Annotated in this window: 19 protein-coding genes; 14 read left to right on the forward strand and 5 right to left on the reverse strand. The window is 67.1% G+C overall.

The annotated features are described in order from the left end of the window. Positions 1-2 precede the first annotated feature (2 nt). From ACWPWT_RS14270 to ACWPWT_RS14330, 13 genes are all read left to right on the forward strand, one after another. Positions 3-362, forward strand: a complete 360-nt coding sequence (locus ACWPWT_RS14270; protein ID WP_454280233.1) for a hypothetical protein — start codon at positions 3-5, stop codon at positions 360-362. Beyond that, positions 359-667, forward strand: coding sequence for a hypothetical protein (locus ACWPWT_RS14275; protein ID WP_454280234.1), 309 nt, complete (start codon positions 359-361; stop codon positions 665-667). Before ACWPWT_RS14270 ends, ACWPWT_RS14275 begins: the two co-directional genes overlap by 4 nt. After that, a complete protein-coding gene (locus ACWPWT_RS14280) occupies positions 667-1239 on the forward strand; it encodes a phage protein Gp27 family protein (RefSeq protein WP_454280235.1) in 573 nt (190 codons plus the stop codon). Before ACWPWT_RS14275 ends, ACWPWT_RS14280 begins: the two co-directional genes overlap by 1 nt. Beyond that, positions 1236-2867: a hypothetical protein gene (locus tag ACWPWT_RS14285; protein WP_454280236.1), complete on the forward strand. Its 1632-nt coding sequence runs from the start codon at positions 1236-1238 to the stop codon at positions 2865-2867. Before ACWPWT_RS14280 ends, ACWPWT_RS14285 begins: the two co-directional genes overlap by 4 nt. Next, positions 2867-4435, forward strand: coding sequence for a DUF935 domain-containing protein (locus tag ACWPWT_RS14290; protein WP_454280237.1), 1569 nt, complete (start codon positions 2867-2869; stop codon positions 4433-4435). The genes ACWPWT_RS14285 and ACWPWT_RS14290 overlap by 1 nt, the downstream gene beginning before the upstream one ends. Next, positions 4435-4608 (forward strand): conjugal transfer protein TraR, encoded by a 174-nt coding sequence (locus tag ACWPWT_RS14295; RefSeq protein ID WP_454280238.1) that lies wholly within the window; start codon positions 4435-4437, stop codon positions 4606-4608. Before ACWPWT_RS14290 ends, ACWPWT_RS14295 begins: the two co-directional genes overlap by 1 nt. Positions 4609-4610: 2 nt before the next feature. Continuing rightward, positions 4611-4958: a hypothetical protein gene (locus ACWPWT_RS14300; protein WP_454280239.1), complete on the forward strand. Its 348-nt coding sequence runs from the start codon at positions 4611-4613 to the stop codon at positions 4956-4958. Continuing rightward, complete coding sequence (locus tag ACWPWT_RS14305) at positions 4955-5413, forward strand: hypothetical protein (RefSeq protein ID WP_454280240.1); 459 nt, start codon at positions 4955-4957, stop codon at positions 5411-5413. The genes ACWPWT_RS14300 and ACWPWT_RS14305 overlap by 4 nt, the downstream gene beginning before the upstream one ends. After that, positions 5410-5586: a hypothetical protein gene (locus ACWPWT_RS14310; protein ID WP_454280241.1), complete on the forward strand. Its 177-nt coding sequence runs from the start codon at positions 5410-5412 to the stop codon at positions 5584-5586. Before ACWPWT_RS14305 ends, ACWPWT_RS14310 begins: the two co-directional genes overlap by 4 nt. Further along, positions 5583-6257, forward strand: a complete 675-nt coding sequence (locus ACWPWT_RS14315) for a DUF2786 domain-containing protein (protein WP_454280242.1) — start codon at positions 5583-5585, stop codon at positions 6255-6257. Before ACWPWT_RS14310 ends, ACWPWT_RS14315 begins: the two co-directional genes overlap by 4 nt. Beyond that, the gene (locus ACWPWT_RS14320) at positions 6250-8043 is read left to right on the forward strand and encodes a phage head morphogenesis protein (protein ID WP_454280243.1); all 1794 of its coding nucleotides are present in this window, start codon (positions 6250-6252) and stop codon (positions 8041-8043) included. Before ACWPWT_RS14315 ends, ACWPWT_RS14320 begins: the two co-directional genes overlap by 8 nt. Before the next feature lie 158 nt (positions 8044-8201). Then, positions 8202-8702, forward strand: coding sequence for a hypothetical protein (locus ACWPWT_RS14325; protein ID WP_454280244.1), 501 nt, complete (start codon positions 8202-8204; stop codon positions 8700-8702). After that, the gene (locus ACWPWT_RS14330; RefSeq protein WP_454280245.1) at positions 8702-10291 is read left to right on the forward strand and encodes an SGNH/GDSL hydrolase family protein; all 1590 of its coding nucleotides are present in this window, start codon (positions 8702-8704) and stop codon (positions 10289-10291) included. The genes ACWPWT_RS14325 and ACWPWT_RS14330 overlap by 1 nt, the downstream gene beginning before the upstream one ends. A gap of 196 nt (positions 10292-10487) precedes the next feature. On the opposite strand, the gene ACWPWT_RS14335 is transcribed toward ACWPWT_RS14330, so the two are convergent. Next, entirely contained in the window at positions 10488-10940 is a 453-nt protein-coding gene (locus ACWPWT_RS14335; protein WP_454280246.1) for a TonB-dependent receptor plug domain-containing protein, read from the reverse strand. Positions 10941-11217: 277 nt separating this feature from the next. On the opposite strand from ACWPWT_RS14335, the gene ACWPWT_RS14340 reads away from it, so the two are divergent. Next, on the forward strand, positions 11218-11916 hold the full coding sequence (locus tag ACWPWT_RS14340; protein ID WP_454280247.1) for an acid phosphatase: 699 nt from the start codon (positions 11218-11220) through the stop codon (positions 11914-11916). Here ACWPWT_RS14340 and ACWPWT_RS14345 read toward each other — a convergent pair. From ACWPWT_RS14345 to ACWPWT_RS14360, 4 genes are all read right to left on the reverse strand, one after another. Next, positions 11894-14587 carry a TonB-dependent receptor gene (locus ACWPWT_RS14345; RefSeq protein WP_454280248.1) on the reverse strand — a complete coding sequence of 898 codons (2694 nt, stop codon included), beginning with the start codon at positions 14585-14587 and terminating at the stop codon, positions 11894-11896. The two genes, ACWPWT_RS14340 and ACWPWT_RS14345, sit on opposite strands and share 23 nt — an antisense overlap. A gap of 174 nt (positions 14588-14761) precedes the next feature. After that, positions 14762-15517, reverse strand: a complete 756-nt coding sequence (locus ACWPWT_RS14350) for a FadR/GntR family transcriptional regulator (protein ID WP_261270480.1) — start codon at positions 15515-15517, stop codon at positions 14762-14764. A gap of 195 nt (positions 15518-15712) precedes the next feature. Continuing rightward, on the reverse strand, positions 15713-18046 hold the full coding sequence (locus tag ACWPWT_RS14355) for a family 43 glycosylhydrolase (RefSeq protein WP_454280249.1): 2334 nt from the start codon (positions 18044-18046) through the stop codon (positions 15713-15715). After that, the gene (locus tag ACWPWT_RS14360) at positions 18043-19374 is read right to left on the reverse strand and encodes a family 43 glycosylhydrolase (protein ID WP_454280250.1); all 1332 of its coding nucleotides are present in this window, start codon (positions 19372-19374) and stop codon (positions 18043-18045) included. Before ACWPWT_RS14360 ends, ACWPWT_RS14355 begins: the two co-directional genes overlap by 4 nt. Positions 19375-19403: the final 29 nt, after the last annotated feature.

Raw genomic sequence — 19403 nt, forward strand, 5'->3', positions numbered from 1 at the left:
GGATGGATTATGTTCGGGTCATCTGGCCCATCGCGTCGACTCTGACGCCAATATTGATCGGCCTGGCCGTTCTATGGTTGCGCAACCAGTTCGCGCTCAAGACCGAACTCGCCGCGCTGGCGACCGAGGTCGCCCGGCAGAATGCCGTCCAGGACAGGGAATTGGCGGGGCATGAAACCCGCATCACCATCCTGGAAAAGGAAAGCGCCGCGCCGCCGACGCGCGATACGCTCAATAACAAGCTGTCGCAGGTGTCCGAACGCCTGTCCTCGGTCGAACGCGGCGTGGATAGTGTCGGCAACCAGCTCGACACCCAGAACGAGTATCTGCGCGCGCTCCTGACCGAGGGAGCCAAGCGGTGAGCGCCGACGCCCTGAATTCCGTCATCCGCCGCGCCATCCTCGACTTCATGTGCGAGATCGGCGGCGAGCAGTCCGACGACACGCTGACCCTGCTGCTGAAACAGCGCGGGCATCCCGTCGCGCGCCGGACCGTTGTCGAGCAACTGCGCTGGCTGGCCGCCGCCGGGCTGGTGTCGGTCGAAGAGGTCGAGCCCTTCCTGCTCGCCCAGATCCTGCCCGATGGCGAGGACGTGGCGAACGGTCATTTCTTCTACGACGGCGTCCACCGCCACGCGGTGCGGCGCAAGGTCGGCACGGCACGCTGATGGCCGGGCGTTCCTCCTTGAAGAGCCTGCCGCCCCAGGTCCTGGACGCGGTCCACGACGCGATCGGGCGCGGCGAGACGATCGACGACATTTGCGGCCTGCTGCGCGACCTGGGCACCGAGCGATCGCGCTCGGCGGTCGGGCGGTATGCGCAAGGCTTCAACGAGCTGGCAAAGCAGCAACGCCGCATCCAGAGCATCGCGAAGGCCTTCGGCAGCGAATTCGGCACGTCCGGCGACAACCAGGTCCGGATGATGAACCAGCTCATGACCAGCGTAGTGACGCGCGCCATCATCCCGATCGCCAGCGCCGACGACGATGCGGCGGGCGAGGACGACGAGGAAGGCGGCGGCATCGACACGCTGGCGCTGTCGCGCCTCGCCAAGGCGGTCAAGGATGTGACCAGCTCGTCCAAGATCGACATCGAGCGCGAAGCCAAAATCCGCGAGGAAGAGGCGCGGAAGGCGCGGGAGCGCGCCGTCCAGGATGCAACCCAAGCGGGACGATCGGCTGGAGCCAGCGAAGAGACCCTGGCAGCGATCCGCGCCGGTATCCTGGGCATTCGCCTGTGAAGATCGAAGCGCCTTCGGTTGAGGTCGCCCGCGAAATCCCCTCAGTCTTGCTCCGCTACCAAGCGGAAGCGGTCGCGCTGTCGCATGAGCATGACCTGTTCGTCGGTGAAAAATCGCGGCGTGTCGGCTTCACTTACGGCTTTGCATCGGATGGCGTTCTGATCGCTGCCCCCGCCCAACGGGCGATGGATGTCATGTACATCGGCACCAGCTTGGACATGGCGCGCGAATTCATCACGTCATGCGGCGACTTCACCAAAGCGTTCCACCTCGCGTCGCCGGGCGGCGACGAATTCTTGTACGACGACGGGTCGGAAAAGGGCATCAAGGCCCTGCGCATCGATCTGCCGTCGGGCTATTCGGTTGTCGCGCTGTCGTCCCGCCCCCGTTCAATCCGTGGACGACAGGGCCTCATCATCATCGACGAAGCCGCGTTCCATGACGACCTGGACGAGTTGCTGAAAGCAGCCCTCGCCATGCTTATGTGGGGCGGGCGCGTTGTTGTCATCTCGACCCACAATGGCGAAGACAATCCGTTCAACACGCTCATTCAGGACATTCGGGCGGGCAAGCGCGAGGGCTATGTCTATCGCCTGACGCTCAAGGATGCGTTGGCGCAGGGGCTCTACCAGCGGATTTGCCTTGTGAACGGCAGAGACTGGTCCCCCGAGGCCGAGGCTGCTTGGGAAGCCAAGTTACGCAAGACCTATGGCGATGCGGCCGAGGAAGAGTTGGACGTGATCCCTTCCAAGGGGACCGGTGTTTACCTGCCCGCCGCCACCATCGACGCCTGTATGTCGCCCGATCATCATGTCGTGCGGCTGACCCTGGGCAGGGAATGGGACACGGCGGGCGGGATGCTGGTCGCACCCGACAGCGCAGGCACGCCGATCGGCGACAACCTGCGAGAAGAGGTCCGGGCCTGGCGCGAGGCATGGCTGGCCGACTGGATCGAGCGCGAGCTGGTTCCCGTCGTCGCGCTGTTCGATCACCACCGCCCGACCTTCTTCGGTCAGGACTTCGCGCGCAGCAACGACTTGTCGGTGATCGCGGCCGGGCAGGAAGATGCGGCTTGCGTCCTCCACAATCGGCTCGGCCTCGAGATGCGCAACGTGCCCTTCTGGGCGCAGTATAAAATCCTGTGCTGGCTCTGCGACAGCTTGCCGCTCTGGGCGGCGGGCAAGATGGACGGTCGCGGCAACGGGCAACAGCTCGCCGAGGATATGCAGGAGCGGTACGGCGCGGACCGTATCGAGTCCGTCATGGCGACCGAGGCGACCTATCTCGCCCGGATGCCGCGCATGAAGAGCCGGTTCGAGGACCGGACCATGCTCATCCCGCGTGACGAAGGCGTCAAGGACGACCTGCGGCAGGTCAAGATGGTGCGCGGCGTGCCCCGCATCGTCGATCGGGTCGCCAGCAAGGCCGATGGCGAAAAGGGCAAGCGTCACGGCGACTATTCGATCGCGCTCATGAACCTCGTCGGCGCGGCCGACGAGGATGTCCAGCCGGTCGAGACGCATACCGCCGATCAGCCGCGATCGATGGGCGGTGACTACGAACATACGGATACCGGCTTCGGCACGGTCCGGCGGCGCGATGACTTCGGCCGCGCGGGGGATTGGTGATGGCGAAGAAGAACAAGCGGAATGGCGGCAAGGCTGTCGCTCTTCCCCCCGACCTGTTGAACGAGGTCGCGTCCACCGGTGACGGCCGCGATATCACGCGGCCCTATGTCCTGGAGCTGCAACAGCCCCGCGACCCCAAGCTGTGGGGCGTGGTGGACTGGGGGGTGTACGAGCGCATCCGCAAGGACGATCAGGTCAAGTCCTGCATGGAACAGCGTATCCGCGCGGTCGTCAGCCGCGAATGGGACGTGCTGCCCGGCGACGAGGACGATCCCCGCTCGGTCGAGGCGGCCGACGCGATGACCGAGACGCTGGAGCGGATCGGCTGGGACCTGGTCACCGAGAAGATGCTGTGGGCCAGCTTCTACGGCATTTCCGCGGCCGAATTGAACTGGGGCGCGCGCGACGGGCTGCTGGACTGGGTGCCGGGTGAGAAGGTCCGGGCCATCCATGTCCGTCACGCCCGGCGCTTCCGCTTCGACAAGGACGACAGGCTGCGGCTGCTGACCCGGACCGCGCCGCAGGGCGAGATACTGCCGCCCCGCAAGTTCTGGGTCGTGCGGGCGGGCGGCACCGACGACGACAGCGTCTACGGCGAGGGGCTGGCGGAATGGCTCTACTGGCCGACGCTGTTCAAGCGGAATGGCGTCCGGTTCTGGAATATCTTCCTCGATAAATTCTCGGTGCCGACCGCCAAGGGCACCTATCCGCGCGGGTCCACCCAGAAGGATATCGACAAGCTCCTGACCGCGATCCAGGCGATCGCCAACGACTCTGGCTTTGCCATCCCGGCGGGGATGGATGTCGAGCTGCTGACGCTCGCCCAGTCGGGGGCCGATTTCGCCGCCGTGTGCCGGTATATGGACGGCTGCATCGCCAAGGTCATCCTGTCCCAGACCATGACGACCGACAATGGCTCCAGCCGCGCCCAGGGCGAGGTCCACGCCGACGTCAAGCTGGAGGTCGTGAAGGCCGACGCCGATCTGCTCGCCGACACCTTCAATTCGGGCCCGTCGCGCTGGTGGACCGACCTCAACTACGGCCCCGATGTCGCGTGCCCGATGGTGGTGCGCATCGTCGAGGCGGAAGACGACCTCAAGACGGCCGCCGAGACGGACAAGGCGCTGGCCGAACTGGGCTGGGTCCGGAGCGAAGAGAGCTTCAAGGATCGCTATGGCGACGGCTATGAGCGCAAGGCCCCCGCGACCCCCGCTGCTCCCGCCGCGACCGTGCCCGCCAACCCGGCCGCCAATGACGACGCACCCGTGATCGAGGATGCGCCCGCCGATCCGGCGATCGCGCTTGCCGAACAGGCCGCCCGTTTGGATCGCGACGATATCGACGGCGCGGTGGACGCGATGATGGCCGACGAAGGGTGGACCACATCCGCCGCCGCGATGATCGCGCCGCTGGTCGATCGCCTGCGCAACGCCGGATCGGTCGAGGACGCGATCGCCATGCTGGAGGCCGCCGCCGCCGATGATGCCGCCGAACGGCTGGCCGAGCGCATGGCGCGCGCGACCTTTGCAGCGCAGGTCCAGGCGCTGACCGGCTCGGAGGCTCATTGATGGCCGATGAGATGGACCTCGCCGTCGCGGTCGGGATGCAGGAACTCGACCGGCTGATCGCCAGGGCACGCCAGCCCGTGGCGGTCGGCGTGAAAGGCGAATGCCGGGAATGCGGGCGCGACTGGCCGCGCCTGGTCGGCGGGCGTTGCGCGCCGTGCCGGGACGGGCGCTGACCATGGCAGCCCCTCGCTGGGACCGGGACACGCTCCCCCATATTCCGCCCAAGGATCGCTGCCCGTGCGAGGCGTGCGACGCCAAGCGCCGCGCGCGCTGGGCCTCGCTGTCCCCCGCCCAGCGTCGCGCCATGCTGGCGGTACATCCGACCTCGCCGCGCCACGTCCCCGACGTGCTGCGCACCGGGGTGCGCTGGCGCAGCATTGCACCGCTGTTGCAACCGGCACGCGATCGGCCAGCGCTGATCGAGCAACTGGGGCTGAAGACGTGGTCGCTCAACGCCGAGTCGATGCCCTTCCTGCGGCTGTCCCAAGCCGGGCGCGACATGCTCGACACGGTGCGGCCGTGAAGCGTCGTGCGTCGCCACGTCGCCAGCGCCAGCCCGACGACGGCGAAATCGCCGCCGCCTGGATCAGGCGCGGCATCAACGACCTAGACGACAGCTATCCATCCGAGGTCCGGCGGCCCATCGGCTGGATCGCGCCCAGCCGTGACCGGCCGCCGAGCGACTGCCCGCGCAACCTGATCCGGTATTGGCTGATCGGCTGGGACCGTCGCGCCGCCGTCCGCCAGCGCTGGGATGACCAGGCCGCGCAGATGGAAGCCCAACTCGACAAGGCGCGGCGCTTCCTCGACCGCCATTCCGAACCGGGTAAGCTGACACGCTCCAGCGGGATCGCGCTCCATTTCTACGTGCTGGCGACGGGCGATCCCGGCCCGGATTACGCCTGGCGCTGGTTCCAGGCCCGCATGGCCGACGCGCGCGACGAGTATCGCGACGCCCATGCCGAGGGTCGCTTGTGAAGCGCAACCCCGGCTTTTGCCCGTCCGAGGCGAGGGACAAGCGCGTGATCGCCACGCTGCGCAACGGGGACCGCATCGGTCCACCCGGCTGGCCCGCCGATGGTCGCACCGGATGCCGCTGGTCGCTGACCGGCCAGCCCCACGATATCGAGTTTTACGAGGTCTTGCCGTGAACGACGCGCTTCTCCGTCGCATCCGCAAATGTCTGGCGTTGTCGGCCAGCTCGAATGAGCATGAGGCTGCCAATGCCCTGGCAATGGCGCGCGCCCTCATGGAAGAGCATGGCGTGACCGAGGCCGATATCGCGGCGTCCGAAATCGGAGAGTCGTCAGCGCGGGGATCGCGGCGGCAACGTCCCCCCATGTGGGAATGCACCCTTTCCACCGCGATCGAGGACGCGCTGGGCGTGTCGGTCATTATCAACGCCGACCTCGACTTCACTTATATCGGTCGCGGGGCGGCTCCTGACATCGCCGCCTATGCATTCGTAGCGCTGCACCGCCGCCTGAAGCAGGCGCGGGCGGCCTACATCAAGAGCAGGCTGCGCCGCTGCAAAGTCGCACGCAAGCGTGCCCGCGCGGATGCCTTTTGCGAGGGTTGGGCCAATGCCGTCCGCCGGGCTGTCGCCAAGCTGGCACCTCTTCCCACGGATGATGCAGCCATTCGGCTCTATGTCGAGAAACACTATCCGACCCTGACGACGATCGAGGGGCGCGACGCTTCGGCCGGTCGTCGCACCCTGGACGATTATCTGCGCGGGCATGTCGCCGGTCGCGACGAGCAATTGCATCACGGCGTCCCTGGCACTGCCCCTACTGCCCGGATTGGGACCGCCCATGCCTGACCCGACGCTGCGCGCCACCATCAACCTGCCCGCGACGGACACCGTCGCGGCGTTCGAAGCGCGCGACAAGCTCCGTCCGACCGTCCACTGGACCGAAATGTGGCAGGCCGATCACGCCCGCGCCTTCACCGTCGCCAAGGTCGCGAACCTCGACCTGCTGACCACCATCCGCCAGTCGCTGGATACGGTCATGCGCGACGGCGGCACGCTGGAGCAGTGGAAGGCGGGCCTCATCCCCGAGCTGAAGAAAGCCGGGTGGTGGGGCATGGTCGAGAATGAGGCGCTGACCGGCACCGCCGATCCCGTCTATGTCGGCGGGCGTCGCCTGCGCACCATCTACGACACCAATCTGCGGATCAGCCGGGCGGCCGGGCGGTGGAAGCGCATCCAGGAGATGAAGGACGTTCGACCGTACCTCATGTACGTGTCGATCGGCGACAACCGCACCCGACCGCTGCACCGTCGCTGGGGCGGCAACGACCCGGCCTTTCCGTTCCGCATCATCCTGCCCGTCGATCATCCCGCCTGGGCTGTGTTCTATCCCCCCAATGACTGGGGTTGCCGCTGCTCGGTCCGCCAGTTGTCGCAGGCCGACATGGATCGGCTGGGCTACCGCGTCACCACCGACGACGAGCTGGTCCGCATCGGGTGGATGACGGCGGACGGCCAGGTCGGCGGGCGGCTGCGCACCTTCTGGCGCAAAGGGGCCGACAAGCCGGAGGCGGTGCCGGTCGGCATCGGGCCGGGCTTCGCCTACAACCCCGGCGCGTTCGGAATGCAGGCGGTGGCCGAGAAGGCGACCCGGTCGCTGGAGGAAATGGCACCGCTCGACATCAAGGCGGCGCGCGCCACGCTGACCGATCTGGTCAAGTCGGACGCCTTCCTGGAGACGCTGGCCGAGCCGAACGGCGTCTTTCCGATCATGGTCCTGGGCGATGAGGCGCGCGCGGCGCTGGGGGCGAAAAACCATGTCGTCGTGCTATCGAGTGACAGCTACGCCAAGCAGCGCGGGCTTACGGACCGCAGCAAGGGCCATCCCGACCTGACGGTGGCCGACTACCGCGAATTGCCGGGGATCGGCGCGGCCCCCGATCACATCGTGAGCGACCGCGACCAGCATATCGTCCTGTGGAAGATCGATGACCGCTACTTGCGCGCCGTGGTGAAGGTCACCGGCTCGGGCGATGCCATGTATCTCCAGAGCTATCGCATCGGCGCGGCCAGCGACTTGGACCGCGAGATCGCGGCGGGCAAGCGCATCGGCGGGGCCGCGACCGTCACCGCGCCAGCCCCTGCGCAACCCACCGACATGGCATCCGCCGCTCTGGACCGGCTCGGCCCCGACGCCACGCGCAAGACGGGCCGCGTCGCCATCGAGGCGCTGGAGCGGGCGGCGAAGGCCGATCCCGCCGCGACCCAGGCCGCGCTCGATGCCTTCATCGCCAGCGACCGGTTCAAGGCGGTGGTCGAGCGCCTGGGCGAAGCGCCCGCGCTGGCGCTGGCCGACGATATCCGCAAGCTCATCCACGCGCGGGGCCATATCGCCCGCGTGACCAGCGAGACGCTGCCCGCCGTGATCGAGGATATCGGGCAGCTCGGGGCGTTTGCGGACCAGCCGGACCATATCCTGCGCGACGGCGATCAGGCGGTCATGATCCGCATCGTGGATGGGCGTCCGATCATGCTCCGGATGCGCCCAGGCCCGAGCCTGTTGCAGATCATCGCCCTGCGCGTGTTGCAGGCCGAGGAACTGTCTTCGCTGTTGGAAAGCCTCATCGCGTGGTGAGGGTTATGCGTCGCGCGACGAGGACTGCCAGTCCCTCGCAAGCGATCCCGGATTGCTCCGGTCCTACGGCCGCCAGATTCACCGTGTCACGCGCGACGCAATCCCAATTTAGGTGCGTCAACGCATCCCGACAAGCGGGCAATTCCATGGGACGGGTGATGCAAGGTCCCATTCTGGAGATTGGTGTGTCCTCAATGTATCGTTTCCACCGGGCCGCGCTGGGCATCGCCCTGCTCATCGCTCCCACGCTTGCCGCCGCCCAATCGACCAAGCCGGTCGCCGCACCGGGGGCATTCACCCCGCAAACAGCCATGTCGTTCGGTGCGATCGGCGAGAAGGCGACGCCGGTCACTCCCGCGACGCCGCTTCCGACCGGCGGCGTGCGTGAAGCCTATCAGCTCATCACCGCCAACACGCCCGGCGCGTCGGTCAAACTGTATGGCGGCGACTATATTCTGTCGCAGCTTTGCAGCTCCTATGGCTCGCTTCGCTTGGAGGTGCTGGGCGCGGACGGGCTGACCTGGTTGCCGCTGGTGACCAAGACCGCATCCGACAGCGGTTCGGGCACGGGTGTCGCGCTGGGCTCCTACGCCGCCGTTCGCGTGACGGTCAGTGGTACGGCGGGTTGCTATGCCAGCCTGTCGCGGGTGCCCGCATAATGGTGCGCTTCCTCGATCGCATCGGCTTGGGCGGTGGACAGGTGCCGGGGTTCGTGCCGCCGTCATGGGTGCCGACGCCCGTCACCGATGCCGCCCGCTATATGTTCTGGGCGACACGGTCGCGGTTTCCATCCGGCACCCTGGTGACGGCAGCGACGGGCACGAACTATGTCATGACCCGGATCGTGCTGGCTTCGACTGTCCACACCGTCACCAATCCGCGTTTCCACTTTTCCGGCTTCGCCTCGACCGAGGGCGGCAGCAGTCCGCAGGAAACCGTGCTGCCCGGCAACGCCACGGTGATCGACGGGGTGTGGATCAGCGTCAACGGCGCGGCCCCGGTGCCGCTGACCTTCGGCGGGCAGTCGGGCGTCTCGATCGCCAGCGGCAATATCGGGGCCTGGACCGACGAACCGACGATCACGATCCCGCCCGAGGCCAGCGTGGCGATTTATACGCTCTACCATACCGCGTCCGGCGAGAAGCAAATCCCGGTCTATCGCATCCAGACCGCGCGCGGCGAACGGGTCTGGGGCGCGGCGGATGCCGCGACGCTGACGCCGATGCTGAATGCACCCGCGACGGCATCGACCGCGTCGCTCGATACCGGCTTCGGCCAGTCCATGCCCGCCTATTACGGCCCGGACATGACGGTCGCACGCGGCTGGGACGGTCGCCCGGTGGCGCTGGGCATCGTGGACAGCATCGGCGAGGCGCGGCAGGAATATGCCGCGGAGGCCGATGCGCGGGGCAATCTGGGCTGGCTTCGCCGCTGGCTCGACAAGGACGATCAGACGTACCGGCGGGTACCCTTCATGATGATGGGTATGCCGGGGGCCGGGTCGGCGCGTGAACTGGGCACCAATGCCACGCTCCGCTGGCAGGTGCTCGACCAGGCGGCGGCCTTCAACAGCGGTTCGGCGCTGCCCTTCACCATCGCGCTCAACCAGCTCGGCCAGAACGACGCCAACTCGACCTACTCGACCATGCAGGGCAACTGGACCGGCTTTGTTGATCGGTTCAAGCAGCGCTACGCGAGCATCAAGATGGTGGCGACCGGCGTTCTGCCTCGCACCACCTCGACCAACGGGTGGACCAGCCGCGACGGACAGACCGCATCCCAGTATAACGAGTGGGCATCGACCACGAACGGCTGGGGCAACGGCTTCAAGTGGCAACTGGAAGCGTTCAAGGAAGCGGGCGGCGGTGGTCGCCTCGCTGGCTACATCGATACCAAGCCCTATTGGTATGATGCATCGGCGCAGGGGACGTGGCCCGTCGTGGCGGATACCTACACGCTGACCGCCCAGGCGGGGACGGACGGTACCGCCACCTATACGACGATCCAGACGGCGACCGCACCGCGTATCGGGGACGTACTTGTAGGGGGCGGTGCATCGCTGACGGTGCAGGCGGTCACGGGTGACGGCCCCTACACGGTGACGACATCGGCCCGCGCCACGGTCATCCCGATCGGAACCGCCATGCGCCCCCAGGCCAGTGCCGAGGGCGTCCATCCCCTGCCGTCAGCGGTGCAGGCGATCGTCGCCGCCATCCCGCAGGCACAAAAGGCGTTGCTGGCCGCCTGAAAGTGGGGTGCAGGAACTGTCACATCGAGCCGTTCATAAGGGTGGAACAGGCGTTTCAATGTCGTTTAAGGCCCTCAAACTGTCACATGTGTGACACTTCGCGTGTCACCGCCTCGAAAGCCCGGATTTCAGCCATTCTCATCCCAGTTTGGCCCAGGATGGCCCGCCCGATCCCACCATCCCAAGATGTGACAGTTCATGATCCCCTACAGTCGAAGGCGCGGTCGCGCGTCGTCTGCCCCCGGCTGTCCTGCGGCGAGTCGACATTGCCCAGCACTTCCATGCCGTTCAACTGGACGCAGGTGAAGTCGGGGCCGAGGCCGCGCAAGGAGATCCGGCGACCTTCGCCCGCCTCGCGGTTGATCGCGACGCCGGGCAGGCGCTGCAGCGCTTCGGCGAGGTTCAGGTCGGGAAAGGCGGCGATGTCGCTGGCCGCGATCGAATCCTTGATGATCGTCGCATCCCGCTTGGCATTGCGCGCCTGTGCCAGGCTGGTGCGGTAACCGGTCACGACGACCTCCCCGGCATCGCTGGTCGGGCTGCCCTGATCCGACGGCATTTCCTGTGCCGTCACCGGCTGCGCCACGAAAAATGCGCTCGACGCCAGCAGCAGCGTCCGCTTGTTAACCACCACGATGTAAACCCCCACGAGAAATCCGCTCGCCCGGCCATGCGGACGATCGCGGGGGTAGACGGGGGCGGGCTGCAAACGGGGACAAGGAATTTTGTAAAGGTTTTAAGACAATTGTGTAGTTTTTGTGACAATGGCCGAGGCCATGGCTTTTGTGGAATAGGCCCAGCTAAGGCTGTCCCCGCTCTGCGGTGGTTCAGCTCTTCGGATGTGACGGGCCAATATTGCGAGTGGGGGTAAGGAAATGGGGCGGACGACAGGGCGATCGGCCATTTTATTGGCGATGAGCGCGGCTATGCTTGTGTCGGTCACGGTGCCGGTGCAGGCTCGGGAGGTGACGGGCTATCTGGCGGCGGGGGAGGGTGTGAACCTGACAGCCGTCCTCCCGGGGCCGCCGACGCCCGGCTCGCCCCGCGCGCTGGCCGATGCGAAGGCCTTTCGCGATAGCCGTGCGCTGCGGGGCATGGCGCGGTGGCAACAGGCCACGGCCGATGTATCCAGCGACCTCGGCGTACGCTTTGCCGACGCTCTCGGTTTTAAGCCCGACTGGACCAAGCTGCCGGTGACGCAAGCCTTGCTCGCGCGTTTCGGGGCGGATCGATCGGCGGCGATCCGCGTGGCCAAGGCGCGGTGGCAGTCGCCGCGTCCGTTTATCGGCACCGATTTGTCTATCTGCGAACCGCGCACCGCGTCGCTGATCGCCAATGGCGATTATCCCTCGGGCCATACCGCCCATGGCTGGAGCTTTGCACTGCTGATGGCGGAACTGATGCCGGACCGCGCGACCGCGATCCTGGCGCGTGGGCGCGATTATGGCGACAGCCGCTGGATTTGCGGATCGCATTCGCAAAGCGCTGTCGAGGGCGGCTATCTGGCGGCGAGCGCCCTGGTGGCGCGCCAGCATGGCAATGCCGATTTCCGGCGCGACATGGCGGCGGCGGCCGAGGAACTAGCGCGCTATCGCCGGGGACTTACAGCCGCCAAGCCACGCTGAGCGCCGCCACGCGACCCTGCTGCGCGCGAACGGTGGCGACCCCGTCACCGTCACCCGCCCGGATTTCGCCGCCCAGGGCGTCGCCCTGCATGATCGCGACCTGATCGAAAAGATTGGTCACGCGCAAACCCAGGGTCAGAGCGCGCGTCGCCGTCCAGCTTGCGCCCAGTCCGACCAGGGCAAAGCCCGGCAGGGCGAGACTATTGGCATCGTCGGCAAAGCGTCGTCCCATGGCCGACACGTCGCCGTCTAGGGTGATGCCGGTCCGGGGCAGTGTGGCGCTGGCGGACAGGCTGGCCATCGCTCGCGGAACCCGCCTTGGCATACGGCCGCTCAGATCGGTGGTCACCGGCACGCCGTCGATCAGGCTGGTGACGCGATAGGACTGCAGCCGGGGGTCCTGCCATGTCACGGTGCCGCGTATCGACAGGCCGGGCAGGGGGCTGGTCCTTGCACCGATCTCCAGCCCCAGCGTGCGCGCCGAGGCGGCATGTTCGCCGACCCGGACGGCGCCTGTCACGGGGTCGAGCGACAGGTCGGGCAGGGCAATGTCGGGGAAACGACTGGCAAAGGCCGTCGCCTCCAATCCCAGGCCCGCCCGTCGCCAGATCAGCCCGAACTCGCCCTGCTCGATGGTCAGCGCGCGGGCGGGATCGCCGCTGCCGATGCGGAACACGCCCGGATCTGGTAGTCGCATCGCGCGGGTCGCACGGGTGAACAGCCCCAGTGCGGGGCTGGCGCGCCAATGCAGCGCGAGGGTCGCCGCCGTCTGCGCGAGATGCCGTTGTCGTTTATCCCATTGCCTCGATCCGATTGCGATCCGGTCGTCCGCGAGCGTCATCGGATCGCCGCCAGCGACAGTCACTGGACGTTCGACCCAGGCCGAAGGCGCGGCCCGCTCGTGCCGCAATCCCCAGTCGAGCCGCCAGCGTTCCGCCACCTGCCACTCGTCGGCGGCGTAGAGCGCGATCATCCGCTGACGGCCACGAAGCGCTTCATAGGTCGAACCGGTGCTGAGCAACCCGTCATCGGTCGCACGGCCCAGGAGGCGGCCGTCGGCATCCAACGCAACCATATCGAGCCGCCGCCCCTGTTCCCGCGCCTCCAACAGCACGCGCGTCACCGCGCGTCGAAAATCCCAGCGATAACCGACGGCATACAACCCCAGCGTCAGGTCATGATGCCCGCCCGCCTCCAGGCCATGCGTATAGGACAGGTCCACCATCGCCTCGCGCAGACGCGTGTCGGCGGCGACGGGGTTCAGCGCGATGGCCCGATCGTTTCCAGCGATCGGGGCGAAGGCGCTGCCGTCGCTGGCCTGGACGAGCGCGACCCTGGCGGTGGTCGGGAAAGCGGCAGACAGACGGGACAGGGCATCGGCCAGAAGCCGTTCGGCCGGGATAGCCGCGCCCGAAGACGACAAGGCATAGCGTTCGGTCCGCGACCAGCGATAATGGGCGCGGACGGTCAACACGCCGCCCGCCACATCGCGCATGAGTGACAGCGACGGCGTCACCAGGCGATTGCGATTGTTGCGCCCCAGCGGTCGTTCGCCCAAAGCCGCGAAGCGCAACCGGGTCAGCTCGGGTCCGAAGAAGCTGCCGCGCCGGGGATCGAAGCCGGGCAGTATCGCGAACCGCCCCGCCCGATACCGCATCGGAAAGGACGAGATGTTGAGCGTATCATCGTCCATCACATGCAGCGCCAGGGTCAGCCGTCCGCCGCCGCGCAAGTCATGATCGGCGCGTGCGCGAATTTGTCCGCCGCCCAGCGTCTCGGCGATCCGGCGTACGGTGGGATCGCGGGTGAGGGTGCCACCGACGATCGCTCGCCAGCCGGGTGCGATGGGGCCAGTGGCATAGCCTTCCCACCGAACCAGCCCGTAGTCGGTCAATGTCGTACGTACCTCTCCGCCAGGATGGTCGCCGGCGGCACGCGTGCGCAGGTTGAGCACGCCGCCGGGCGCGTTGCTGGCGAAGATTGCGGAGGGACCACCCCGCACATAATCGGCGCTCGCGATCATCAGGTCGGGGCGGACGAACTGGTCAATATCGGTCCAGGGCAGCGTGTCGTGCTGGACCGGCAAGCCATCTTCCTGCACCGCAATCGCCTGATAGCCGTCGAGTGGAATGCCGCGCACCCGGATGCTGTTGGCCGCCACCCCGGCCGAATTGTCAACCCATAGGCCGGGCTGGCCGGTCAGCAGCTCCGCCAGACTTTGCGAGCTGCGACGGCCGAGCTCGGTGCTGTCGATGTGCGAAGCGGAATAGCTGCGCTCCAACTCCCCCTGGATCACGGTTCCGCGCCGCCCGGTGACGATGACGTCCGGGCCGACCACGGGTTCGATGGGGACGGATCGCGGGCGGGGCCTGACGACGGGGCGGGGCATTGGTTCGGCTGCCCGCACGACGATACCCCCGGCGAGCAGGTGGCAGCGCAATCCCGCGGGGCGGCACCACCGGTCGAGCGCCTCGGACAGGCGCAGCCTCCCCCGCAGGTGCGGAGCGCGCCGCCCCGCCAGATCGCCGGGCCTGCCGACTAGTGCCAGACCCGCTTCTCGCGACAATCGGTCCAGTCCGGTGACGACCGATCCGGCGGGAAGATCGACCGCGAGGACGGGATCGGTCTGTGCTGCGGCCTGGGCCAGCGCCAGCGCGACGAGGACCGTCATGCGCGCCTGCCCGGCGAACCCGATTGCCTATGCCCTTCGCCCGTCATCCCATGCCCCGACACCCGCACGCCGTCGGCGGACAGGCGCCGATAGGGGAGAAATATGTAGCGCGCGTGTCAGTAGGGCAGGGAGCATATGTCGTGCGGCAGGGTCGGACCTGTCGCGAATTCCCCGTCAGATTTTCAGATGGGCAGTCCGGTCTCGTTTCGCCGCCAGGGCCTGCCGCACTTCCTCCACGGCGCGCGCCTCGCTGGCGATCAGCAGGCCTTCCAGCGCCGCGGTCAGATGGCGTTGCATTGCGGCGCGCGCGGCGAGCGAGTCCCGGGCCCGCAGCGCCTCCAATATGGCGGCGTGATGCTCGACGATCGGACGCACGTCGATAGCGCGGACCTTGGCATCCAGCAGCGCGCTTTCCGCCGATCGCTCGCGCTGTTCCCACAGCCGGTCGATCGTCTCCAGGATGGCGCTGTTCCGGGTGACGCGCGCGATCAGCGTGTGAAAGGCGCGGTCGGCGCGGAAGGCCCCGCCGACTTCCCTATTCTCTTCTTCGATCGCATCGACCAGTGCGGCCAGTTCGTCCAATTCGGCATCGGTGATCTGGGTCGCGGCCAGTGCGGCGGATTCCGGTTCGAACAACAGGCGCGCCTCGGCCACCTCCATCGCGGACACGCCGAAATCCGGGGTCTCGCCCTGGCCGGGAAGGGCGACGACATGCGCGCCCGAACCGATCCGAACCTCGATGAAGCCCTGGACTTCCAAGGCGATCAGCGCTTCCCGGATGACAGGGCGGCTGACGTCGAAGCGCGTCGCCAATTCGCGTTCGGCGGGCATCCGGGTGCCGACCGGGTAACGGCCTTCGACCAGTTCGGCGATCAGGGTGCGGGCCAGTTCCCGGTAGAGCCGGTCCTGCGTCGTGGGTGCGTTGTCCATCACGACCATTATTGGGGGCGCAAAAGCGTTTTGGTCAAGCATTTGCATCGGACCATGCCAGCACAACCTCTATACCGCGGCCCGGTGGCTGGTCAGCCGCCCGGCTGTTCTTTGCCGATGGTGGGATGGCGAGCGAGGATTGGCTGTGCCCCCTACCGGCCAACATGATCGCCACGCCGGTAGGGGCCCTCGCCATTACCGGACCGTGACCCGCATCCGTACCTCGCGATGGTCGGGGTCGACCTCTTCGTCGCTCGTCATGTCCAGTACGGGATGCCCGTCCGCCGCCCAGTGGACGCGCCGCAGCCGCGTATCGCGTCCATTGCCGCCCACTCCGTCGCCCCAGCTATGATAGACATAGAGGAGATTGCCATCCTCATCGGTGGTGAAGGCACCATGCCCGACCCCTTGCTCGTATCGGCGATAATCGGTCACCCCGGGGGGCATCGGCTCGCTGTGCTGGAGCGGTGCGGTCCATTTGTGCCAATTGTCGATGTTTGTCAGGTCGCTGCCTTCGCGGGCCCAGGCGCCGCCGACGACATAGGTCGGGCTGACGCCGGAACTGGAATAGATCAGGTGGATGCGCCCGCCATGATGCACGGCGAAGGCGCCTTCGGACAAATTCTCCTCGAACGCACGGGTTGGCGCGATGGCGGGGCGCGGCGGCCCGGCGAGGCGCGTCGGGTGCGACGGATCGACCCGCGCTATCCAGGTCAGCGGATCGCCCAACGGGCCTTTCGCGGGGAGATAGCGCTGCGACCAAGTGTAATAGGCCTGCCCGCCCGATTCGAAATAGGACATGTCCAGGCTGATATTGCGTGGAAAGTCCGACCGACCCAGCGGCGTGCCGTCGGCCTTCAGGATGGCGGCGGGTTTGGACCAGTGGGCGGGGTTGGCTGGATCGCCACCGGGCTGCAACTGCATGATGTGCGATTGGACGCGGTGCCACGCGCCGTCGCGGTTGGACTGGTCGTCGTCCGGGTTGAAGCATGGCGCGAACAGGATCGACAGCCGTCCGCCAATCTCATGAATTTCGGGTGCCCAGTAACAGCCCGCGATGACCCGTCCTTCGGCGGTGCGGTCCTTTCGCGTCCGCCGGTTGAGTAGATCGACTTCGCGTTGGCGACCGCCATGATCGTCGGCGAGCGCGGCGATGCTGTCTGCGACGCGGATCGGCAGATGGGGCGACCCGACATTGTCGTTGTTGGTGTCGTCGGTGGCGATGAACAGATAGCGTGTCCGCCCAGCCTGATGATAGCGGAAGAGCACCGGGTCGGCGCGGTTATATGCAAAGATCGCCGGATAGACGGGCTGGCGTATCCGCCCCCGCAGCCAATAGCGTCCCGGTCCCGATGCCCGGATATGGGCGAGGTCGGCCGTGTCCCAGTCGACCGCGCGGGTGGCGGACGATCCATCCGAATAGGTGAGATGCGCACGGGTCGCGGTCAGCGCGGCGATGTCGGCGCGCCGTACGGTCCGTGCCGCGACCGAGGTTCGGACATTGCGTATCCGGCCATAGCGGTTCGCCAGCGCCTGCGCCATACGGGGATCGATCGCGATTTCCTCTACCCCGTCGGCTCCGGTTACGGAGGGCAGGAGGCCCGCGGTTGGCATGGGGATGGCGCCGCTCTCCGCGACACCGACATTACCCGCCGATATGATGCGCGTGCGTGTACCGTTCCGCTCGGGGAAGAAAGCGGTCGGCACCCGTTCGGTCCGCGCCAGATCGACGACGCTGGTGCGGTGGGAAGCGCCCCCATCGTCGCGCCATGTGACCAGATAGCGTTTGGCGGCCCCGTCCCATACGGCCTTTGGCGCGACGACGCCCGTGCGGGTGCCCAGATCGATCAACCCCAGTTCGATGAAGTCGGCGGGGCTGGCGGGATCGCTCTGGAAGACGATGGCGCTGCTCGCCTGCGAGGCATCGGCTTTGCCCGCCAGATCGACCCGCGTGGCGATCACGCCCAGACTGCCATCGGCGAAGTGGAATAGCGAGGGGTGGGCCAGCCCGCGATGCTCGACCCGGTCGACCCCGACATACTCGCCGATGGGAAAGACGATGCCGTAATTGGCGTTGAGCGGCCGCGCGTCGTTGGCTTGCCCGATGGCGAGGTGGAGCGAACGCGCGATGATCGGCTGGTTGGCGTCATGCGCGTCGGTCGGCACGCGGGTATAGGCGAGCAGGCGGGGGGCGTCGCGGCCCAGCAGCGTCACCGTCCAATGCTTGGTCACCACCCGGCCCACGGCATCGGTCCATCGCCCCGTCAGCGTCACGCGAATTGGCGCGCGGCCGTCCTGAACCACGACATCGCCGCGCAATATAGGACGATCGGCGGACCAACTGACCTGCCCGCCAGTCGGCGAGGGAAGGCGCGTGCCCGACGCCAGAACCGGCGGCACCGCCCAGAAGGCTGCGGACGTGTCGCGAGCGCCCTGGGTCGCGGCGCTGGGGCCCTGGCCTGTGACCGAGGCGGACAGCGCACACCCCACCAACAACAGCGCGGCGCCGCGAATCCGAAATGCCGTCATCGGGTGCTGCTCGCGGAGATGGTCGCGATCGCCGGGGTCGCGGAGGAATTGGCCAGGCGTCCGGTGACCGTGACCGAGCCACCCTTGCGCCGAAGTCTTGCCCAATCGACCTTATCCCAGGTGACGCCGACCGCCTCCTGATGCCCATCGGCGAACCGCACGGTGACCGTCCGGGGGAGGGCGGGGGCGTTCGCAGTCATCGCGACCCGAACGGGCTCTACGGCCGTGACGAGCAGCGCCCGGTTCCACTTGGCGACCAGCGCGTCACGCTCGCTGGCGGTGATCGACAGCACCGATCCGTGGCGCGGCGAGGCGGGCAGGCGGAAGGACGCGGGGTAGGACCAGCGTATCTTGCCCTTCAGCGTGTTGGTCGCGAGCGGGATATATCCGACGCCGCCATAATTATCGACCCACAGGAAATAGCGGAAGCCGCTGACATCGCCGGGATTGGCGGCAAAGGCGCTTGGCCCTTCCACCTCCGGCGTGCCCGCCCTGCGGCCGATACAGCGATCGATCACCGTCCACGCACCCGACGCCATGCTGGCCCGCAGCGAGCGGGACTTTTGTCCCATGATGTCGGCGGAGGGGCAGCCTGATTGCTCGGTCACCTTGGTGAAGCGGTAATAGTCCTTGCCGTCTTTCAGGATGGTGGTGTCGATCATGCCCTTGTCCTTCGCCAGAAAGGGCAGGTCGGCCGCCTTGAACCAGGGCTGCGGTGTCGTGAAATGGCGAAAGTCGCGCGTGGTCGACATCAGGATTTGCGGACCATGGCCGTCGCCCTGTTTGTGCGCGGCATCCCGGAACAGGGTCGAGGTCCAATAGACGATATAGGCCTGGATGCTGGGATCATAGCTCGCCTCGGGAGCCCAGGTCATGCCCGCCATCGGCGTATTGACCTTTACATGACGCTGTTCGCCCCAATGGACCAGATCGGTGGATTCCCAGATCTCCAGATATTGGCTGCCGTCGTCTGTGGCATGGCCCCAGCCGGTCCGGCCCACCGACAGGTCGGTGGCGAGCAGGAAGAAACGATCTCCCTCTGCCGAGCGCAGGATGAACGGATCGCGCAGGCCGCGTGTGCCCATCGTCGATTCCAGGACAGGCTGAGCGTCGTTCAAATCCCGCCATTGCAGGGCGTTGTTGCCGTCCGACACGGCAAAGCGCAGCTTCTCGCCCTCTATGCTGTCGCCGGTGAAGTAGACGAACAGATAGGCGACCATGTCCGCTGCCGAAGATGCCGCCGGTTTATGAGCAGGATCAGCAGGTGCGGTGCTCGACTGGCCTCGGGTAATTGTCGGACTGTTCGACCAGGCGGCGGATGCGGTCATGGCGGAAGCCGCGCATAGGGTTGCAGCGA

The organism is Sphingomonas sp. Marseille-Q8236 (assembly GCF_965112005.1).